A 15378-nucleotide genomic window follows, 5' to 3' on the forward strand; every position below is an offset into this window, starting at 1 on the left:
CGCATTGCACGTCTGTTACTGTGCTGCTGATTGTTCGGCATTAACGGTAAGACGCGCAACCTGGTTAGTTCTGATAAAGCGGCTCAGATCGACAGGTTTTCCTTGATACTGGATCTGTACCGCTGCCGGTGCGCCGATTTTAAGCTTGTATGGTGCCTGGCCCGTTAGATTTAACGTGCCATCTTTACGTTGCAGGCCGCTGAACAGCTTTTTACCTGTCGCGTCAGTCACTTCCAGCCAGCAATCAGCCGTGAAATTCATCACCAGCGCATTCGGGTCAACGGCAGGTGCCGCCGTACCCGCCGGGTCAGTTGGCAGTGACGCCGCGGTGTTATCTGCCGGTGCCGTTGCCGCAGGGGCGGTATCAACATTGGCCTGAGAAGGTGATACGACCGCGTTCTGATCCTGGGCCTGGGTGGCTGGTGCGGTATTCGCCGTCGCTTCTGGCGTCGCCGCTGGCTCGGTTGCAGGCGTGCTGGTTGCTGCCGCCTGAGGTTCGCTGGAGGTCGCAGCCCCTTCGGTGCTCAACGGCACGCTTTGCGCGCCGTTAGTACCAGACTGATTAAGCTCAGCGGAGGACTGATCGGCCATGGTGGTGATCTCTTCCTGTTGCGCTTTGTGGTTTTGCCACCACCATGCGCCCGTCAGCCCGACAACCACGAACAGGACCAGCCAGGTAAAGCTCATGAGCCAGCCATCGCGTTTTTTACGACGTTTACCCAAAGAGAAGCTTTGCATCGGCGCAACTTTTGCCGCACGCACAGGCGCCTGCTTCTCCATCATCGGCAGTAATTCGTCTTCAGGAATATGAACCAGTTTGGCGTAAGAACGGATATAACCGCGCAGAAACGTTGAAGCCAGATCGGCGGGTGCCTTATCTTCTTCAATGTCGCGAACGGTGGAAACCTTCAGGCACAGGCGTTCTGCAACGGCTTGCTGGCTGAGTCCGAGTTGTTCACGGGCGTTGCGAAGACGAACGCCAGTGGAGAGTGCTGCATTTTGATCGTGAGTGGCTTCAGTATTCATTCGCTACAACTACTGGTACGTGAAAATAAGGGTTCAGGTGCCGGTGAGTCACAATGCCACCCGCACCGCGAAACTTTAGGTCAGTTAACCTGGAACAAACAGTATAAGACTGTCGGGCCGCAGATGACAGCGCTGGCAGGCCTTCACGCTAAACTGTTGTTACGTCGTTACATACTGCCCGAAAGTCGTATGAAACGCACCGTAATTATTAATCAGTCGTGATGATTGTGGCTGGTTATTCAGTAAATTAATGCTTCACGGCGCAAAAAATGCGCCGTGTCTGCATAATAATCAAACGGTTTTAACCGCGATTGACTCACCCTGCATACGCTTACGCAGCGTACGTTTGGTACGGTCAATAACGTCACCCGCCAGCTGACCACAGGCTGCGTCGATATCGTCGCCACGCGTTTTACGTACGATGGTGGTGAAACCATACTCCATCAGCACTTTTGAGAAGCGATCGATACGGCTGTTCGAGCTACGGCCATACGGCGCGCCCGGGAACGGGTTCCATGGGATCAGGTTGATCTTACATGGCGTATCTTTCAGCAGTTCAGCCAGCTCATGTGCATGCTCGGTACCGTCGTTAACATGATCCAGCATCACGTATTCAATGGTCACGCGGCCCTGGTTAGCATTGGATTTCTCCAGGTAACGGCGCACGCCAGCCAGGAAAGTTTCGATATTGTACTTTTTGTTGATCGGCACAATTTCGTCACGGATGGCGTCGTTTGGCGCGTGAAGGGAGATGGCCAGCGCAACGTCAATCATGTCACCCAGTTTGTCCAGCGCAGGCACAACGCCGGAAGTAGAGAGCGTAACGCGGCGCTTGGACAGACCAAAACCGAAATCGTCGAGCATGATTTCCATCGCCGGAACGACGTTGGTCAGGTTGAGCAGAGGTTCACCCATCCCCATCATCACCACGTTGGTGATTGGACGTGTACCGGTGACTTTCGCTGCACCCACGATTTTCGCGGCACGCCAGACCTGGCCGATAATTTCCGATACGCGCAGGTTACGGTTAAAGCCCTGCTGCGCCGTAGAGCAGAATTTGCACTCCAGCGCACAGCCCACCTGAGAAGAGACGCACAGCGTGGCGCGATCGTCTTCCGGGATATACACGGTTTCAACACGCTGATCGCCAACGGCAATGGCCCACTTGATAGTGCCATCTGAAGAGCGCTGCTCTTCCACCACTTCCGGTGCGCGGATTTCCGCCACTTCTTTAAGCTTATTGCGCAGCACTTTGTTGATGTCCGTCATGTCATCAAAGTTGTCGCTGCAATAGTGGTACATCCATTTCATGACCTGATCGGCACGAAACGGCTTCTCGCCCATCTCTTTAAAGAACTCGCGCATCTGCTGACGGTTCAGGTCCAGCAGGTTAATTTTTCCATTTTTATTGGGAACCGCAGGAATGGCGACTTCGGAGGTATTCACTAATTCAGACATAATTTTTTCCGGCCTCGTTGTTACACGTTGTGGCCCTTGGTGGGTTGAAAAGAAACGCCCCGGTAAGCAGTCTGCTCGTCCGGGGCGTTGCATTGTACAAAGTCTGGCGCAGGGATGCCACGTTTGCACGCGGCATTTACGAAATTATTAGCGAGTGCGCGGGCACACTTCGCCTTCTGCAAAGAAGAACGCGATTTCGCGAGCAGCAGATTCAACAGAGTCGGAACCGTGGGTGCCGTTCTCGGTGAAGCTGTCTGCGTAGTCAGCGCGCAGAGTACCTGCCAGCGCGTTGTCCGGGTTGGTTGCACCCAGCAGATCGCGGTGACGCTGTACCGCGTTTTCGCCTTCCAGTACGGATACCACGATTGGGCCAGAAGTCATGAACTCGACCAGACCGTCAAAGAATGGGCGACCTTCGTGCTCAGCGTAGAAACCGCGAGCCTGTTCAACGGTCAGGTGCAGCATTTTGGTGCCAACGATCTTAAACCCTGCTGATTCAAAGCGAGCGAAGATGCTGCCAATAACGTTTTTTGCCACCGCGTTTGGTTTGATGATGGAAAAAGTACGTTCAATAGCCATTGATAACCTCTGTAAAATGTTCTGTTGTTTTTGCATACCTGAGTATGGTGTGGCGCGGATTATAAAGAGCAATAGCGCCATTGCCTATGGTTATGCATAACATTTTTTTAAAATGAGACGAAGATTAGCAACAGCTCGTATTTCGCATGCCGTACTGATGGTGAAAACAGAGCGGACACTGCTTTTCATCAGAACTAAATGACCAGAAATGGCGGTGGCACGTCAAACAAACGGCTTCATATGCCGGTATGGTCACGCTTTTCGCTGTCCCGTCTGTTTGCGTCACGTTTATCGCCGCATGCTGGCATACCGCTTCGCAGCCGCCACACCCCGTACAGCGTCCGGTTTCCACGACCAGTTCAGCGTTCTCAAACCGAATCGCGTTTTCCGTACAACTCCGCCAGCACGCGCCGCAGAGTACGCAGGATTCGGTATCGAGAGTTATCTCTGCCTCGCTAAACGCAGAAAACGCCCTGCGCAGCTCACGCTGACCGGGCACGACGCAACAGACCCGGACATCCTCACGGGGAACGTGCATCAGCGCACGCCGGGCGGTATTTACCTCGTTGACGGGTATATGTTTAAACGCCCACGCTGCTTCACCACGTCGACGAAGCGCCAGATTCAGCCGGGCAATCGCCAGCAACCAGTCAGGATTCTGCTCCGCGTCGATACTGATAAAACGAACGTGGTGCTGCGCGTGCCACAGCAGAAGCTCATTCACCCCTGGCGCACGGTCAGTAAAAGGCCCAACAAGCGTATCGCCACACAGAAAACGTTTTCGCGGCGTGATGCCGGTGATGGCTTCAGCGGGGCAGACAAACAGGCAGTCACCGCATTCAATACAGCGGCTGTCATCAACCGAGACGCCGGTGTCGTTAAAAGAAAAAGCCTGCACGGGACAGACGTCCGCGCAGGCGCAGCAGGAAGAGTGGCGAAAACGGCGACGGACGCACGCATGCGTCACGTCCATCGCCGGGGCAAAGGTTAATCCGCCCATCAGCCAATACTGAAGAAAACAAAGCGCAGCATTAGCTCACCCACAATCAGCAAGGCGCTGCCCAACAGCATTGTGCCTCGCGCCGCTTTTAAGCCGCCCGCAGCAAAGCACAGCATACCCGCAACGGAAACGCACCAGCTCAGCAGATGCACGGTTCGCAGTTGCTCCAGCATTTGTAACGGTGCGTGTGGGAACGTCACAACGGTGTTGTCCATAGCCGTAATATCTGCCAGCCAGACGGGCTGCATCACCAGACGTGCAATCACCAGCAGCGTGATAATGACAATCGCCGTTCGCACGCGAGTCTGGGAACGTGCCCCAACGGCCATGCAGGCTGAACCGATAATTCCCACCGAACCAATAAACAGCAACAGGGTATTAATGTGATGCCACGTCACCACGGATGCATGCATGTAGATCTGCGCCATGCAGAACACATCCACCAGCCCGACAAGACCTGCCACAACCAACAGCGGCTTCCAGCCTGGTTTTTTGACAAACATCAGCAGCGTTGCGAGGCCAAGTGCCGCAAGATAAAGACTGGCAAAGATAATCTCACGGCTCAGCCAGGAGCTGGATACGTGACGCAGCGCGTTGAACGCATTAAGTGGATAGCCCATGTGCAACGCGGAGGCGAGCAGACCGAGGCTGGCCAACACAAACGCTCCGGCAGCCGGCAGCAGCACGCTGCGTTGCGTGCTTCCGAAGGCCAGCCACAGCGTAACGCCAACCGATCCTTGCAGGAACAGCGTAAAAATCAGCAGCGGTAACTCATGCATGACGTTTCCCCTCTTTCTCTGCGCCCTGATGCGCTTTGATCACCAGGTTCGGTTTGGTGATGGAGGAATCAGGCAAGCCTTTCACATCACAGACCGCACCATACTTCGCCCGCAGTTCATCAATCGGCCCGAATTTAATCGCTTCGAGAGGACAGGTTGCCACACAGACAGGCTGTTCCCCCTTCGCCTGTAGATCCACGCAGAAATCACATTTGGACATCTGCCCGGTCTGCTCGTTGAGCTGTGGCGCGCCGTAAGGGCATGACCACGCGCAGTAGCCGCAGCCGACGCACTTATCAGTATCTACGCGCACAATACCGTCCCCCGGACGCTTATGCATCGCAGTGGTCGGACAGTTTTTGGTGCAGATTGGGTCGGCACAGTGGTTACAGGAGATAGAGAGCGTGTAGGCAAAAACGTTATTGCTGACGCCACCCTGCCCGGTCGGGATAAAGCTCCCGCCATTAACTTCGTACACGCGACGGAAACGACGTCCGACCTCAAGGTTGTTTTTATCTTTGCACGCTACCTGACATGCTTTGCAGCCCGAGCAGCGAGAAGAGTCGATATAAAAACCCAGCTGTTTGTCGCTTACCGGTGCGTAATGTTTAAACTGACTCATGCTTTAGCTACCTCCACCAGCATGGTTTGATGGGAATTCCCTTTCGCAAGCGCGGTAATACGTGCGGAACTGAGCACGTTCGCGCAGCCGCCCTTATCAATACCCTGCTCGTCCGGCTGCCACCAGGCACCTGCCTGCATGGCCACAACGCCTGGAATGATGCGCGGCGTGACCTCCGCCGGGATCTCGCAAATGCCGCGCGCGTTATGAATACGCACGGTATCTCCCTGCGCAATGCCGCGTTTTTGCGCATCCTGCGGGTTGATCCACAGCTTTTGCTGCTGCGCCTCAATTAACCACGGGTTGGCGTACTGGGTGGAGTTAGCGCGGTTTTTTCCTTTCCAGGTAATCAGCTGGAGCGGGAAGCGTTTCGCCAGCGCATCTTCCGGCCCTTCATGGGCAGGCACGTAGTGCGACAGCGCCGGAATTTCCGGGTGATGCATGTCGTACAGACGCTTCGAGAAGATCTCAATTTTTCCGGACGGCGTCGGAAACGGATGATTCTGCGGATCGCGAATGTTGTCTTCAAAGGCGACGAACGGCGCGCTTTTGAAAAGGTGCTGACGCGTCTTCTGTAGCGTCGCGAAGTCCGGCAGGTTTTCGTCAGGCATGGAAAGACGCGTCTGCTCCCAGATGTGCTCAATCCACGCTTTTTCGTCACGCCCTTCACTGAACGCGGGTTCGACGCCAAGCTTAGCGGCGACCTCCCGCAGCCAGTCGTAGTCTGAACGGCGTTCAAATTCAGGTTCAATGAGCTTTTCTGACAGGATCAGATAGCTTGCCGTGCCCCAGGTTTCGCCGATATTCCAGCGTTCCATAAAGCTGGTTTCCGGCAAAAGAAGGTCGGCGTATCGGGCGCTCGGCGTCATAAACAGATCGCTTGCGACGATAAACTCAATTTTCGACTCGTCTTCCAGGACACGGGTTGCCTGATGAAGATCCGGGTTCTGGTTAGCCAGATAATTTCCCGCCAGCGAGAACAGGATGCGGATATTGCTGTCCAGCTTTTCGGCATCCTTCAGGCCGACGTCCGCGGTGACCTGAGAGGCATCGTCGGCGGCCTGCACCCAGTTCATCACCGATATTTTGGCTTTGACCGGGTTGTCCGGCATTTCTGGTCCGGCGGCAAATTTCCGGTTTGCGCAGCCGCCATAGCCCGCTGCCCAACCGCCTTTCACCCCGACGTTACCCGTGAGCGTAGCCAGCAACGTCGAGCCGCGTGCGGTGCGCTCGCCGCAGTTATGACGCTGCGGTCCCCAGCCCTGGATCAGCGCAGCGGGTTTGGTGGTTGCGTAGTCGCGCGCCAGTTGCCGAATTGTTTGTGCAGGCACGTGGGTGATTTTCTCTGCCCACTCGGGCGTTTTCGCCACGCCATCTTTTGCGCCGCTCAGGTAAGCCATCAGGGATTCATTGGCCGGAACGCCTTCTGGCATAGTGTCTTCGTCAAAGCCCAGGGTGTAGCGCTGAAGAAAGTCGCGATCGTGCAGGTTCTCCGTGACGATCACATACATCATCGCGTCCATCAGGGCGTTGTCCGTGGTGGGAAGCAGCGGGATCCACTGATCGGCCAGGGAGGAAACCGTATCGGAATAGCGAGGGTCGACAACAATAAAGCGAGTGCCGTTTTGCTTCATCTTCTGGTAGAAGTGGTTGCTGTGACCAAAGATCGTTTCCGTCGGGTTATGTCCCCAGAGGATGACCAGTTTGGTGTCCAGCAGCGTGTCCAGAGAACTGCCGCTGGCAGCGGTGCCATAGGTATACGGCGTTGCTGCCGCCGTGTTACCCATACTGACCGAGTGATAGCTTTCGAGATAGCCGCCGGTTAAGTTGAGCAGACGACGAACCATTTTATCGCCGGAAAAAGTCCCGCCGGACACAGCGGTGCCCACATGAACATAGCGTGAAGCCGCACCGTATTTTTGCGTAATAGTTTTTAATTGATTCGCAATAAGGGTGGTGGCTTCATCCCAGGTAATACGCTCGAATTTTCCTTCGCCACGTTTCCCTACACGTTTCATTGGGTATTTCAGCCGATCGGGATGGTAAACAAATTTCCGATAAGCCCGGCCACGCACGCAGGCGCGCATTACGGGCATTTGCGGATCCAATGCGTTATCCGGACGCGTAGAAATTCGGGTCACAACGCCCTCACTGACGTGAGCACGAATATCACACTTGCCGCCGCAGTCAAACGTACTACAGGTTTGCACCACTTTTTCTTCAGGCGTAGTGTCTGAAACCGCCGCGCCCTGTGCCTGTACTTTGCCGGTTTTGACGACAAAAGGCAGAGCGGCGAGCGCCGATCCTGCCTGAATAAACTGACGCCGGGATATGGCGGGAATAGTCCCCTCTCCCTGATGTTTATTTTTTTCCATTGCTCGTTCCTTAAAATAAAAACGCATTCTCGTTTTTTTTCAGGAACGGATATTGATAATTATCAAGCTAACTCTTGAGGAGTAACACTTAGCGATCTAACTCAAAATTGACCGTCGCCGTTTGTCCTGTTTCATCTAATACAACTAACTGATATTTACCCGACAAATATAATTGCAGTGAATAATTCTTCTGATGTCCGTCCAGCGGTTCTCCATTCAAAAACCACCATCGTTGCCCCTCCCCGCCGCTGGTTGAAACGAACAGGGTCATGTTTTTCTCACCCGGAAGACGTTTAATTACCGCCCCTTCTCTGACGCCTGACAACATCAGCGGCGCCGCATTATGATTATCCAGCGGAGGGCAAACCGCTGAACGGGCGGGGAGACGAGCGGCCCGTTTTTCGGCAGCAGGCAGCCAGGGCTCCAGCGGCAGCGGCCAGACATCCAGCACTTTTTCTGTCGCATCAGGACAATCCGCTGCGACGCGTTTGCCTTCTTTATCCAGCCAGACCGGGAAACGGATCCCGCGAATACCTTCCTGTTCCGGCAGCAGCAGCGTAGGCGGTTCACTGCCTTCCAGCAGCCAGGTTGACAGCCGACGCCGACAGTTTTCGTTCCCTTCAGGCAGGGACTGGCCCCCCGGCCAGCAAATCACGCCCCGTCCTACGCTTGCAGGACGCGGATCGCGCGGCAGACGGGCTTCATCCACCATCGAGCGGGACTGAAGCATGTTATTGACCTGATTCAGGAGCGGAACCGCGCTGGCGAAACCAAACTGCCCGGCAACGGGCGTGCCGTCCGGACGTCCGGTCCAGATTCCAATGACATACCGGGCGTTCAGCCCGATGGCCCAGGCATCCCGGTAGCCGTAACTGGTGCCCGTTTTCCACGCCAGCGGCGCAACCTGGGGCAGCGCACTGTCCGGCAGGGGCTGTGCTTCACTGGCGAGAATGCGACGAATGATCCACGCCGCCCCCTGCGACAGCAGCGGACGTTCGATCAGCGGATCGCCCGGCTGTAAACGCAACCGGCCCGCCTGCCCCTGCCGCGCAAAGGCACTGTAGGCGGCAGCGATATCAGCCAGGCGTGCGCCTGCGCCACCCAGGATCAGGGAGAGGTTGGGCTGCGCCCCCGCGGGGAGTATGAGCGGTAATCCCGCGTTGCTCAGCATGCCTGCAAAACGTTTTGGGCCGTACGCTTCCAGTACCTGCACCGCAGGCAGGTTGAGGGAACGCACCAGGGCTTCGCTCATGCTGACCGGCCCATGGAAACCGCTGTCAAAGTTGCCGGGGCGATAATCCCCCGTTTTTCTTGGAACATCCTGTAATAACGAAGCGGGATGGATCAGGCCATCGTCCAGCGCCATGCCATAGATGAATGGCTTGAGGACCGATCCCGGTGATCGGATCGCATTGACCATATCCACGTGACTAAAGCGACTGCCATCATTGATATCTACCGAGCCTACCCAGCCACGCACTTTCATGGATGTATGATCCACGACGATCATCGCCAGTGAACTGCGGGCAGGCAGGCGCGATTTCCAGTTCATTGCCAGCTCTTCAAGCTGTCGTTGCAAAGCTGCATCCAGCGTGGTGACTATTTTTGTGTCGCGGCTTTTACTCAACATCATGCGGGAAAAGAGCGGCGCCAGCTGCGGCATCTGCCGGGGGGCCAGCCAGACCGGCTCTTCACGGGACTCTTTCACCTGCTTCTCAGACCAGACGCCCTGAGTCAGCATGCGGTCGAGCACTTTGTTCCGCGCCGCTTCGGCACGTTCCGGCCAGCGGTCGGGGCGCAGACGGCTGGGTGCCTGTGGCAGTACAGCCAGCAGCGCCGCGTCGGAATAGCTCAGCTGAGACGGCGGTTTGCCAAGATAAGTCCAGCTTGCCGCGCCCACGCCCTGCAACGTGCCGCCAAACGGGGCACGGTTGAGATACAGCGTCAGGATTTCACGCTTGGAGAGATGCCACTCCAGCTGCATCGCCCGCCACAGCTGACGAATTTTACCGCCAAAGGTACGCGGATGCGGATCCAGCAGGCGTGCCACCTGCATGGTAAGCGTGCTCCCGCCAGAAACCACTCTCCCGGCGGTGAGATCCTGCCAGGCGGCACGCAGTACAGAAAGCGGATTGACGCCAGGGTGATCCCAGAACCAGCGATCTTCATACTGGATCAGCGCCTCAAGATAGCGTGGGGAAACCTCTTCAATGGTAACCGGATAGCGCCAGATGCCTTCGCTGTCGGCAAAACGCCACAACGGAACACCCTGCTCATCCACGACCACTCGCGCAGGGTTGACCTCTTTCAGGGGCAACGGCCACACGCGATCAGCGGCGACAATCAGCCCCCCTGAAAAGAGAAGCGCTCCCGCAAGCCACAGCCAGCGGGAGCGAATCAGGCCTGCTATCTGCATCTTACGGAACAACGATCAGCGGGCCACTGGCCGACCCCGTTGCCCGCCACTGCGGAACGTACATGGACTCGACCATCGGAACAGGCACCTGATAGGTTCCCGGCGTAACGGCACGGGCCAGGTAAACCAGCGTGACCGGCTGACCTTCATTGACCGGCACGGCGGCCATAAAGCGATCGTCGCGGAATTCCATGTGCTGAATATCAGACTGTTGCATCTGATTCAGCAGGTTTTGCACTTCACTGCCGCTGTCCTGCAAGCTGGCGCTGCTGCTCGCCAGATTCTGGTTTTCCAGCTCCATACCTGCCGGGAGCAGATCCACCACCAGCGCATCCGGCACGTTCTGGCTGGCCTTCACCTCCAGCCATACCAGAACCAGTTCACCGCTCTTCAGAGAAGAGAGCGACTTGCTGCTGCCGTCTGTCGCCAGGATATGACGTTCAATCTGCAAGACATTAGAGGATGGCTGAGGCGCATACTCCGGATAGCCAGTCGTGTCCAGTCGTACCCACAGCGGCGTAGTGCCGGTATTCGTCACCTGCAAGGCACCAGGCTGGTCGCCGTTCAGGTTTTCTACCTGCGCTTTATCACTGCTCTGGGTCTGTTCAGAGAGGGTGGTCGTTGCCTGCCACGCGCCTGACAAGGTTTGCAGTGAACGTCCAGCCAGGAACAGCGCATTGCTCTCCTGGGTTGACAGCCAGCGCTGGCTGAACGCGTCTTCAGATAACGCGTTCAACAGCCTGTTTTGCGCATCCGGCAGCAGCTTGTACTCTTCCAGCAGGGAGAGCATCAGGGCATTATCACGCAGCTGGCTGCCGTAATCCGCCATCCAGTTTCGGCTGTCGTTACGGGGTGTTTTGAGAGCCAGATCCAGCGCCTGCTGGCTGCGCGGTGTATCCCCCATCAGTTTGAGTGCCATGCCCAGCTGCATCAACGGAAGCCCGGAAGCGGCCTGAGCGTGACGCTCCCAGATTTCACGCAGTGCACCGAGCGGCGCTTTTTGCTGGCGAGCCAGCACCAGCGAAGCATACGCCTGGACAGCAAATTTGCTGGCCTGGGTGTCGTCGCTGTAGCGGATGGACATCATCCCCGGATCCTGTAAATAGCGCAGCAGTCGGCTGTTGGCGTTATTCACCGCCTCGGCAGGCACGCTGTAACCCTGCTCCCCTGCCCGCACCAGGAAATCCGTAACATAGGCGGTCAGCCAGTACTCTTCCGGGCCGTTTTTATCCCACAAGGCAAAACCGCCATCGTCACGCTGCATTTGCAGCAGACGGGAGATGCCGATATCAATGGCCGCACGGCGTTTATCTTCGGTGTCGCCTTTAATGCCCAACGCCGTAAGCTGTGCCGCGTTGGTGTAGAGGGACGGGAACAGGCCGCTGGTGGTCTGCTCAAGACATCCGTATGGATAGGCCTGAAGTTCACGAATGTAGCGCGCCAGGTTCAAAGGTGGTTTACCGCTGAGCAATAGCTGTCCCTGTAGCGTGGCAGGCGAGAAACCGTCGATATGCTGTGCTGGCGCGCTCCAGGATTCGCCAGGGTTCAGCATCGTGCCCGTATTCACCGTTTGCGCCGGGAATGCGGGGCGTACACCAATTTTCCAGCTCTTCTGCTGCGGCGCAAACGTCTCACCAGGGAGCTGAAGCCCCGTCACCTGAGCAGTTACTTCACCATCGCCATAGCCTTCCAGCGCGCGCACCGGAATAAACAGAGTGCTACGAGCGCCAGGCGGCAGCTTAACCGGCTCTGGCTGAGCACCTTCGAGCGACACCTTACCGGTTGCGGTTAACGCAATGTTCAGCGTTTGCGGCTGGTCAGTAAGGTTGGTCAGGTCCAGCGTCAGGCGAGAGGTATCGCCACTTGCGAGGAATCGCGGCGTGTTAAGCTCGGTGATAATCGGAGCCGCCACAATGATTTTGCTTTCGCTGCTGCCGAAATCGTCTTCCGTCCAGGCCTGCGCCATCAGGCGCAGTTCGCCGTTGAAATCACCGATCGGCAGCGTGATGGTGCCTTCACCGTTGGCATCAAGCGTAACCGGCTGCGCCTGCTGAGCAATAATGGTGACATGGTTCACCGGTGGCTTACCGCCGCGTTTCAGTTCATCGCCGTCTCCGCCAAAGCGCAGTGCGGCCAGACGTCCCTGACCTTCAATCACCTGGCCGTAAACATCATAGATGTCCGCGCCATAGCGCTTCTGACCGAAGAAAGCTTCCCACGGATCCGGCGTGACGTAGTCGGTAATGTTCAGCACGCCGCTATCAACAGCCGAGACCAGCACGTTCACCTTCTGTGGCACAGCCCCCTCTTTTACGCTGGCTTTCACTTTCACAGAAAGCGTCTGGTTCGGACGCATTTTTTGTGGGTTATCAAGTGCGATGCTCAGGCGACGATTTTCGTCCCCCATTGGCAGATGCAGCAGACCAACCGCGCGTTTTGGCGTGGCGGACTTAGATTTATCGCCAGGACGAACCACCAGCGTGCTGAGGTAGAGATCGTGACGTTTCCAGGCCTTATCCACCGGAATGGCGAGATCCAGACCGTTAACCGGTACGTCGATCTCTTTCCACCACAGTGGCCCTTCGCTGGATTCGATCATTGCATAGCCCTTGCCTGCGGCCGGCGCTGCAATATGCAGGTTGATGGTATCGCCTGGCTGATAGGATGGCTTGTCCAGTTTCAGCGTCACACGATCCGGGCGTGCAGCACCCGTGCCATCGCTGTTATCCTGCCAGCTGTACCCCGCCCAGAAGCGCACGCTGCTGACCATGCTATCAGGGGCTTTCACTTCCAGACGGTATGAGCCCCACTCCACCGGGAAGGTGACTTTACCGGTTTCATCGGCCTTGAGGTTAAGTTCCTGCTCGCCCTCAACCAGATCTTTTTGATCAAACTGAGACTGCCAGCCCTCGCTCTCGGACCAGTTCCAGAAGTAGTCGCGACGCTCACGGACCAGACGCACCTGCAGACCAGATACCGCTTTTTTCGCCCCGCTGGCATCGGCATAGACGATGTCAAAGCTGGCGTTGCCGTTCTCGTCGACAATCGGCTGGTTGACGGTGGTATCGGTGCGGTAGTCGTACACGGCCTTGCTGGCGAACTGTGGGCGGATCCCCGGAAGTTCAGCCGCAGGCCAGATAGCCTGCTCGGCGCGTCGCGTTACCGGACGCCCGCCTGATTCCAGCAGGCTGGCCTGCAAAATCAGTTGCAGCGGCGAGTGCACCTCTTTCCACTGGCTTTCGGTGGTAACCTGTCCGCGCCCCTGTTCGTCCAGCGTAAGCTGCACTTCATCCAGGCTGCGGCTCAGGTTCTCCTCGGCAATATCACCGAACTGGAAGCCAGGCAGTGCAGGCACCGCGTCACGTAGCGGACGCAGGAAAAGCTGGCCTTGCAGAGAATTACCGTTAGCCGGCGCGCCATACAGGTAATAGCCCACAACGTTAAAGTCCACATCCTCCTGCGGGGAAACCGGCGTTTTTTGCCCGGTCAGATTCAGCGCCATACGCTCAGGCATAAAATCTTCGACGTGGAAATCCCACATGCGCTGCTGGTTATCCCCCGTATTCGCGCGAATATGCCACATGCCGGTCTGGGCGCCGCTATCAAGCGAATAGTTGAAGCGATAAAGGCCGTTCTCAGGTTGCACAACGACCGTACGCGCTACCTGGCCGTCCGGACGCAGCACGTCAAGTTTTACCGGCTGCTCGGGAAGCGGTTTGCCATCGCTGTCGCGAAGCAGGCCGTTAAGGATCACCGTTTCACCCGGACGATAGAGATCGCGCGGGCCAAACATAAAGAACTGTTTGCTGTAACCCGGGTTACCGGCGATATCAAACTCCGCCAGATCCAGCGCCGGAAGTTTGAGGTCAAGAAGCGTGGTCTGGCCATCTTTACTGGCCAGGATGAGCGCGGCTTCTTTATCGGTTTCCAGTTTCGCATGACCATCGGCGTCGCTGTTCGCCTCGGCCAGGGTCTGTCCTTTATCGTTCAGAAGGGTAATGGTCACGCCTGACTGCGCCGCACCGTTTTCAAGACTCTGGGTGAAGATGTCCAGGCGGTTATGATAACGGTGAGCGGACAGCCCAATATCACTTAAGGTAAAGAGCGTCGCGGCGTTACTGTAGTTATAGTGACCAGCCTGATTCATCACGGCGATATAGACGCCAGACTGCTGGAGCGGCTTAATATCTTTGAGCGGCAGGAGCAGTTTTTCACGCGTGTTGCGCGCCGGGTTGAGGTCGAAACGGCCGGTGTAGACCAGTTCCGCCATCTTCAGCAGGTTGTCAGATTCCCAGTTGGTCAGCGAGTTACGGTACTCCCACTGGCTGACAAACGAGGCCAGCGACTCCGGCTTAACGCGGTAGAAGTTCACGTCCACATTGTTGACGTTGAGCGCCATCACCGGCAACCCTTCCACCACTTTACCCGGCAGCAGCGATCCGCGGCTGGCGAATCCGACCGTCGGTTCAACATCCCGGGTGGTGATCGCTTTTTCATAGTCAATGCCGAATGTCGCTTTGTTCAGCGCCAGCAAATTACGCTCGACGGTGACGACCAGATTACGATTCGGCTCCAGATGGCGCAGGCGCAGCTCTTTCAGATTGGGGGCCAGTTCCCAGGCGCCGTCCACTTTGCCACTTTTTTTATCCACCACATGCACCGTTTTCGCAAAATCCTGGCTGGGATCCAGCGGGACAGAGAAGGTCAGAACCAGTGTCGCAGCGCCGTCGAGTTGCACTTCAGAGGCATCCAGCAGCGTCAACGCCTTACCCTGACTCTGCGCGGCCAGCTTAGCCAGCTTTTCAGGATCCGGTTTTGCCGGGGTTTTCTGTTCTGATGTAGTAGACGCTGCGGGGGCAGCGGCCTGAGGTTTGTCATCGCTGTTATCACAGCCGGCAAGCGTAAAGGTGGTGAGCAGCGCGAGAGAGATCGCAGCTAAGCGAAACGGTTTCATCCTATGTCCCTGGCCTGAGGGGCCTGTTGGTCGTCGTCCGGATAAGTATTATCCGCAAGTTTCGTTAATACAAAAAGTCCAATTTTATAATCTGGAAAGCGCCTCGCAGAATGGCATCGCGCTCGCATGCGAGGGTGGAACCGCGATCACACAGCGTAACGTAACATGT

Annotated in this window: 9 protein-coding genes; all 9 read right to left on the bottom strand. The window is 56.6% G+C overall.

Features of this window, described 5'->3' with window-relative positions; all coding sequences use genetic code 11:
- Positions 1 to 15 precede the first annotated feature (15 nt).
- The 9 genes from rodZ to ACQG03_RS15775 all read right to left on the bottom strand — a co-directional run bounded on the left by rodZ (position 16) and on the right by ACQG03_RS15775 (position 15209).
- Positions 16 to 1026 carry a cytoskeleton protein RodZ gene (rodZ, locus tag ACQG03_RS15735; protein ID WP_045621487.1) on the bottom strand — a complete coding sequence of 337 codons (1011 nt, stop codon included), beginning with the start codon at positions 1024 to 1026 and terminating at the stop codon, positions 16 to 18.
- 291 nt (positions 1027 to 1317) lie between these two features.
- A complete protein-coding gene (locus tag ACQG03_RS15740; RefSeq protein ID WP_003860623.1) occupies positions 1318 to 2484 on the bottom strand; it encodes a bifunctional tRNA (adenosine(37)-C2)-methyltransferase TrmG/ribosomal RNA large subunit methyltransferase RlmN in 1167 nt (388 codons plus the stop codon).
- A 147-nt stretch (positions 2485 to 2631) separates the two neighbouring features.
- The gene (ndk, locus tag ACQG03_RS15745) at positions 2632 to 3063 is read right to left on the bottom strand and encodes a nucleoside-diphosphate kinase (protein ID WP_003860625.1); all 432 of its coding nucleotides are present in this window, start codon (positions 3061 to 3063) and stop codon (positions 2632 to 2634) included.
- Between the two features lie 124 nt (positions 3064 to 3187).
- Positions 3188 to 4063: a 4Fe-4S binding protein gene (locus ACQG03_RS15750; RefSeq protein WP_063163663.1), complete on the bottom strand. Its 876-nt coding sequence runs from the start codon at positions 4061 to 4063 to the stop codon at positions 3188 to 3190.
- Positions 4063 to 4842 (bottom strand): dimethyl sulfoxide reductase anchor subunit family protein, encoded by a 780-nt coding sequence (locus tag ACQG03_RS15755; protein WP_063163664.1) that lies wholly within the window; start codon positions 4840 to 4842, stop codon positions 4063 to 4065. The genes ACQG03_RS15750 and ACQG03_RS15755 overlap by 1 nt, the downstream gene beginning before the upstream one ends.
- Complete coding sequence (locus tag ACQG03_RS15760; RefSeq protein ID WP_022649006.1) at positions 4835 to 5464, bottom strand: DMSO/selenate family reductase complex B subunit; 630 nt, start codon at positions 5462 to 5464, stop codon at positions 4835 to 4837. The genes ACQG03_RS15755 and ACQG03_RS15760 overlap by 8 nt, the downstream gene beginning before the upstream one ends.
- Entirely contained in the window at positions 5461 to 7839 is a 2379-nt protein-coding gene (locus ACQG03_RS15765; protein ID WP_063163665.1) for a DMSO/selenate family reductase complex A subunit, read from the bottom strand. The genes ACQG03_RS15760 and ACQG03_RS15765 overlap by 4 nt, the downstream gene beginning before the upstream one ends.
- A gap of 88 nt (positions 7840 to 7927) precedes the next feature.
- A complete protein-coding gene (gene pbpC / locus ACQG03_RS15770; RefSeq protein ID WP_063163666.1) occupies positions 7928 to 10255 on the bottom strand; it encodes a peptidoglycan glycosyltransferase PbpC in 2328 nt (775 codons plus the stop codon).
- Position 10256: 1 nt separating this feature from the next.
- Positions 10257 to 15209, bottom strand: coding sequence for an alpha-2-macroglobulin family protein (locus ACQG03_RS15775; protein ID WP_063163667.1), 4953 nt, complete (start codon positions 15207 to 15209; stop codon positions 10257 to 10259).
- Positions 15210 to 15378 lie beyond the last annotated feature (169 nt).

Origin of the sequence: Enterobacter cloacae complex sp. 342H5 (assembly GCF_050030905.1) — a bacterium.
GTDB classification, from domain to species: Bacteria; Pseudomonadota; Gammaproteobacteria; order Enterobacterales; family Enterobacteriaceae; genus Enterobacter; species Enterobacter intestinihominis.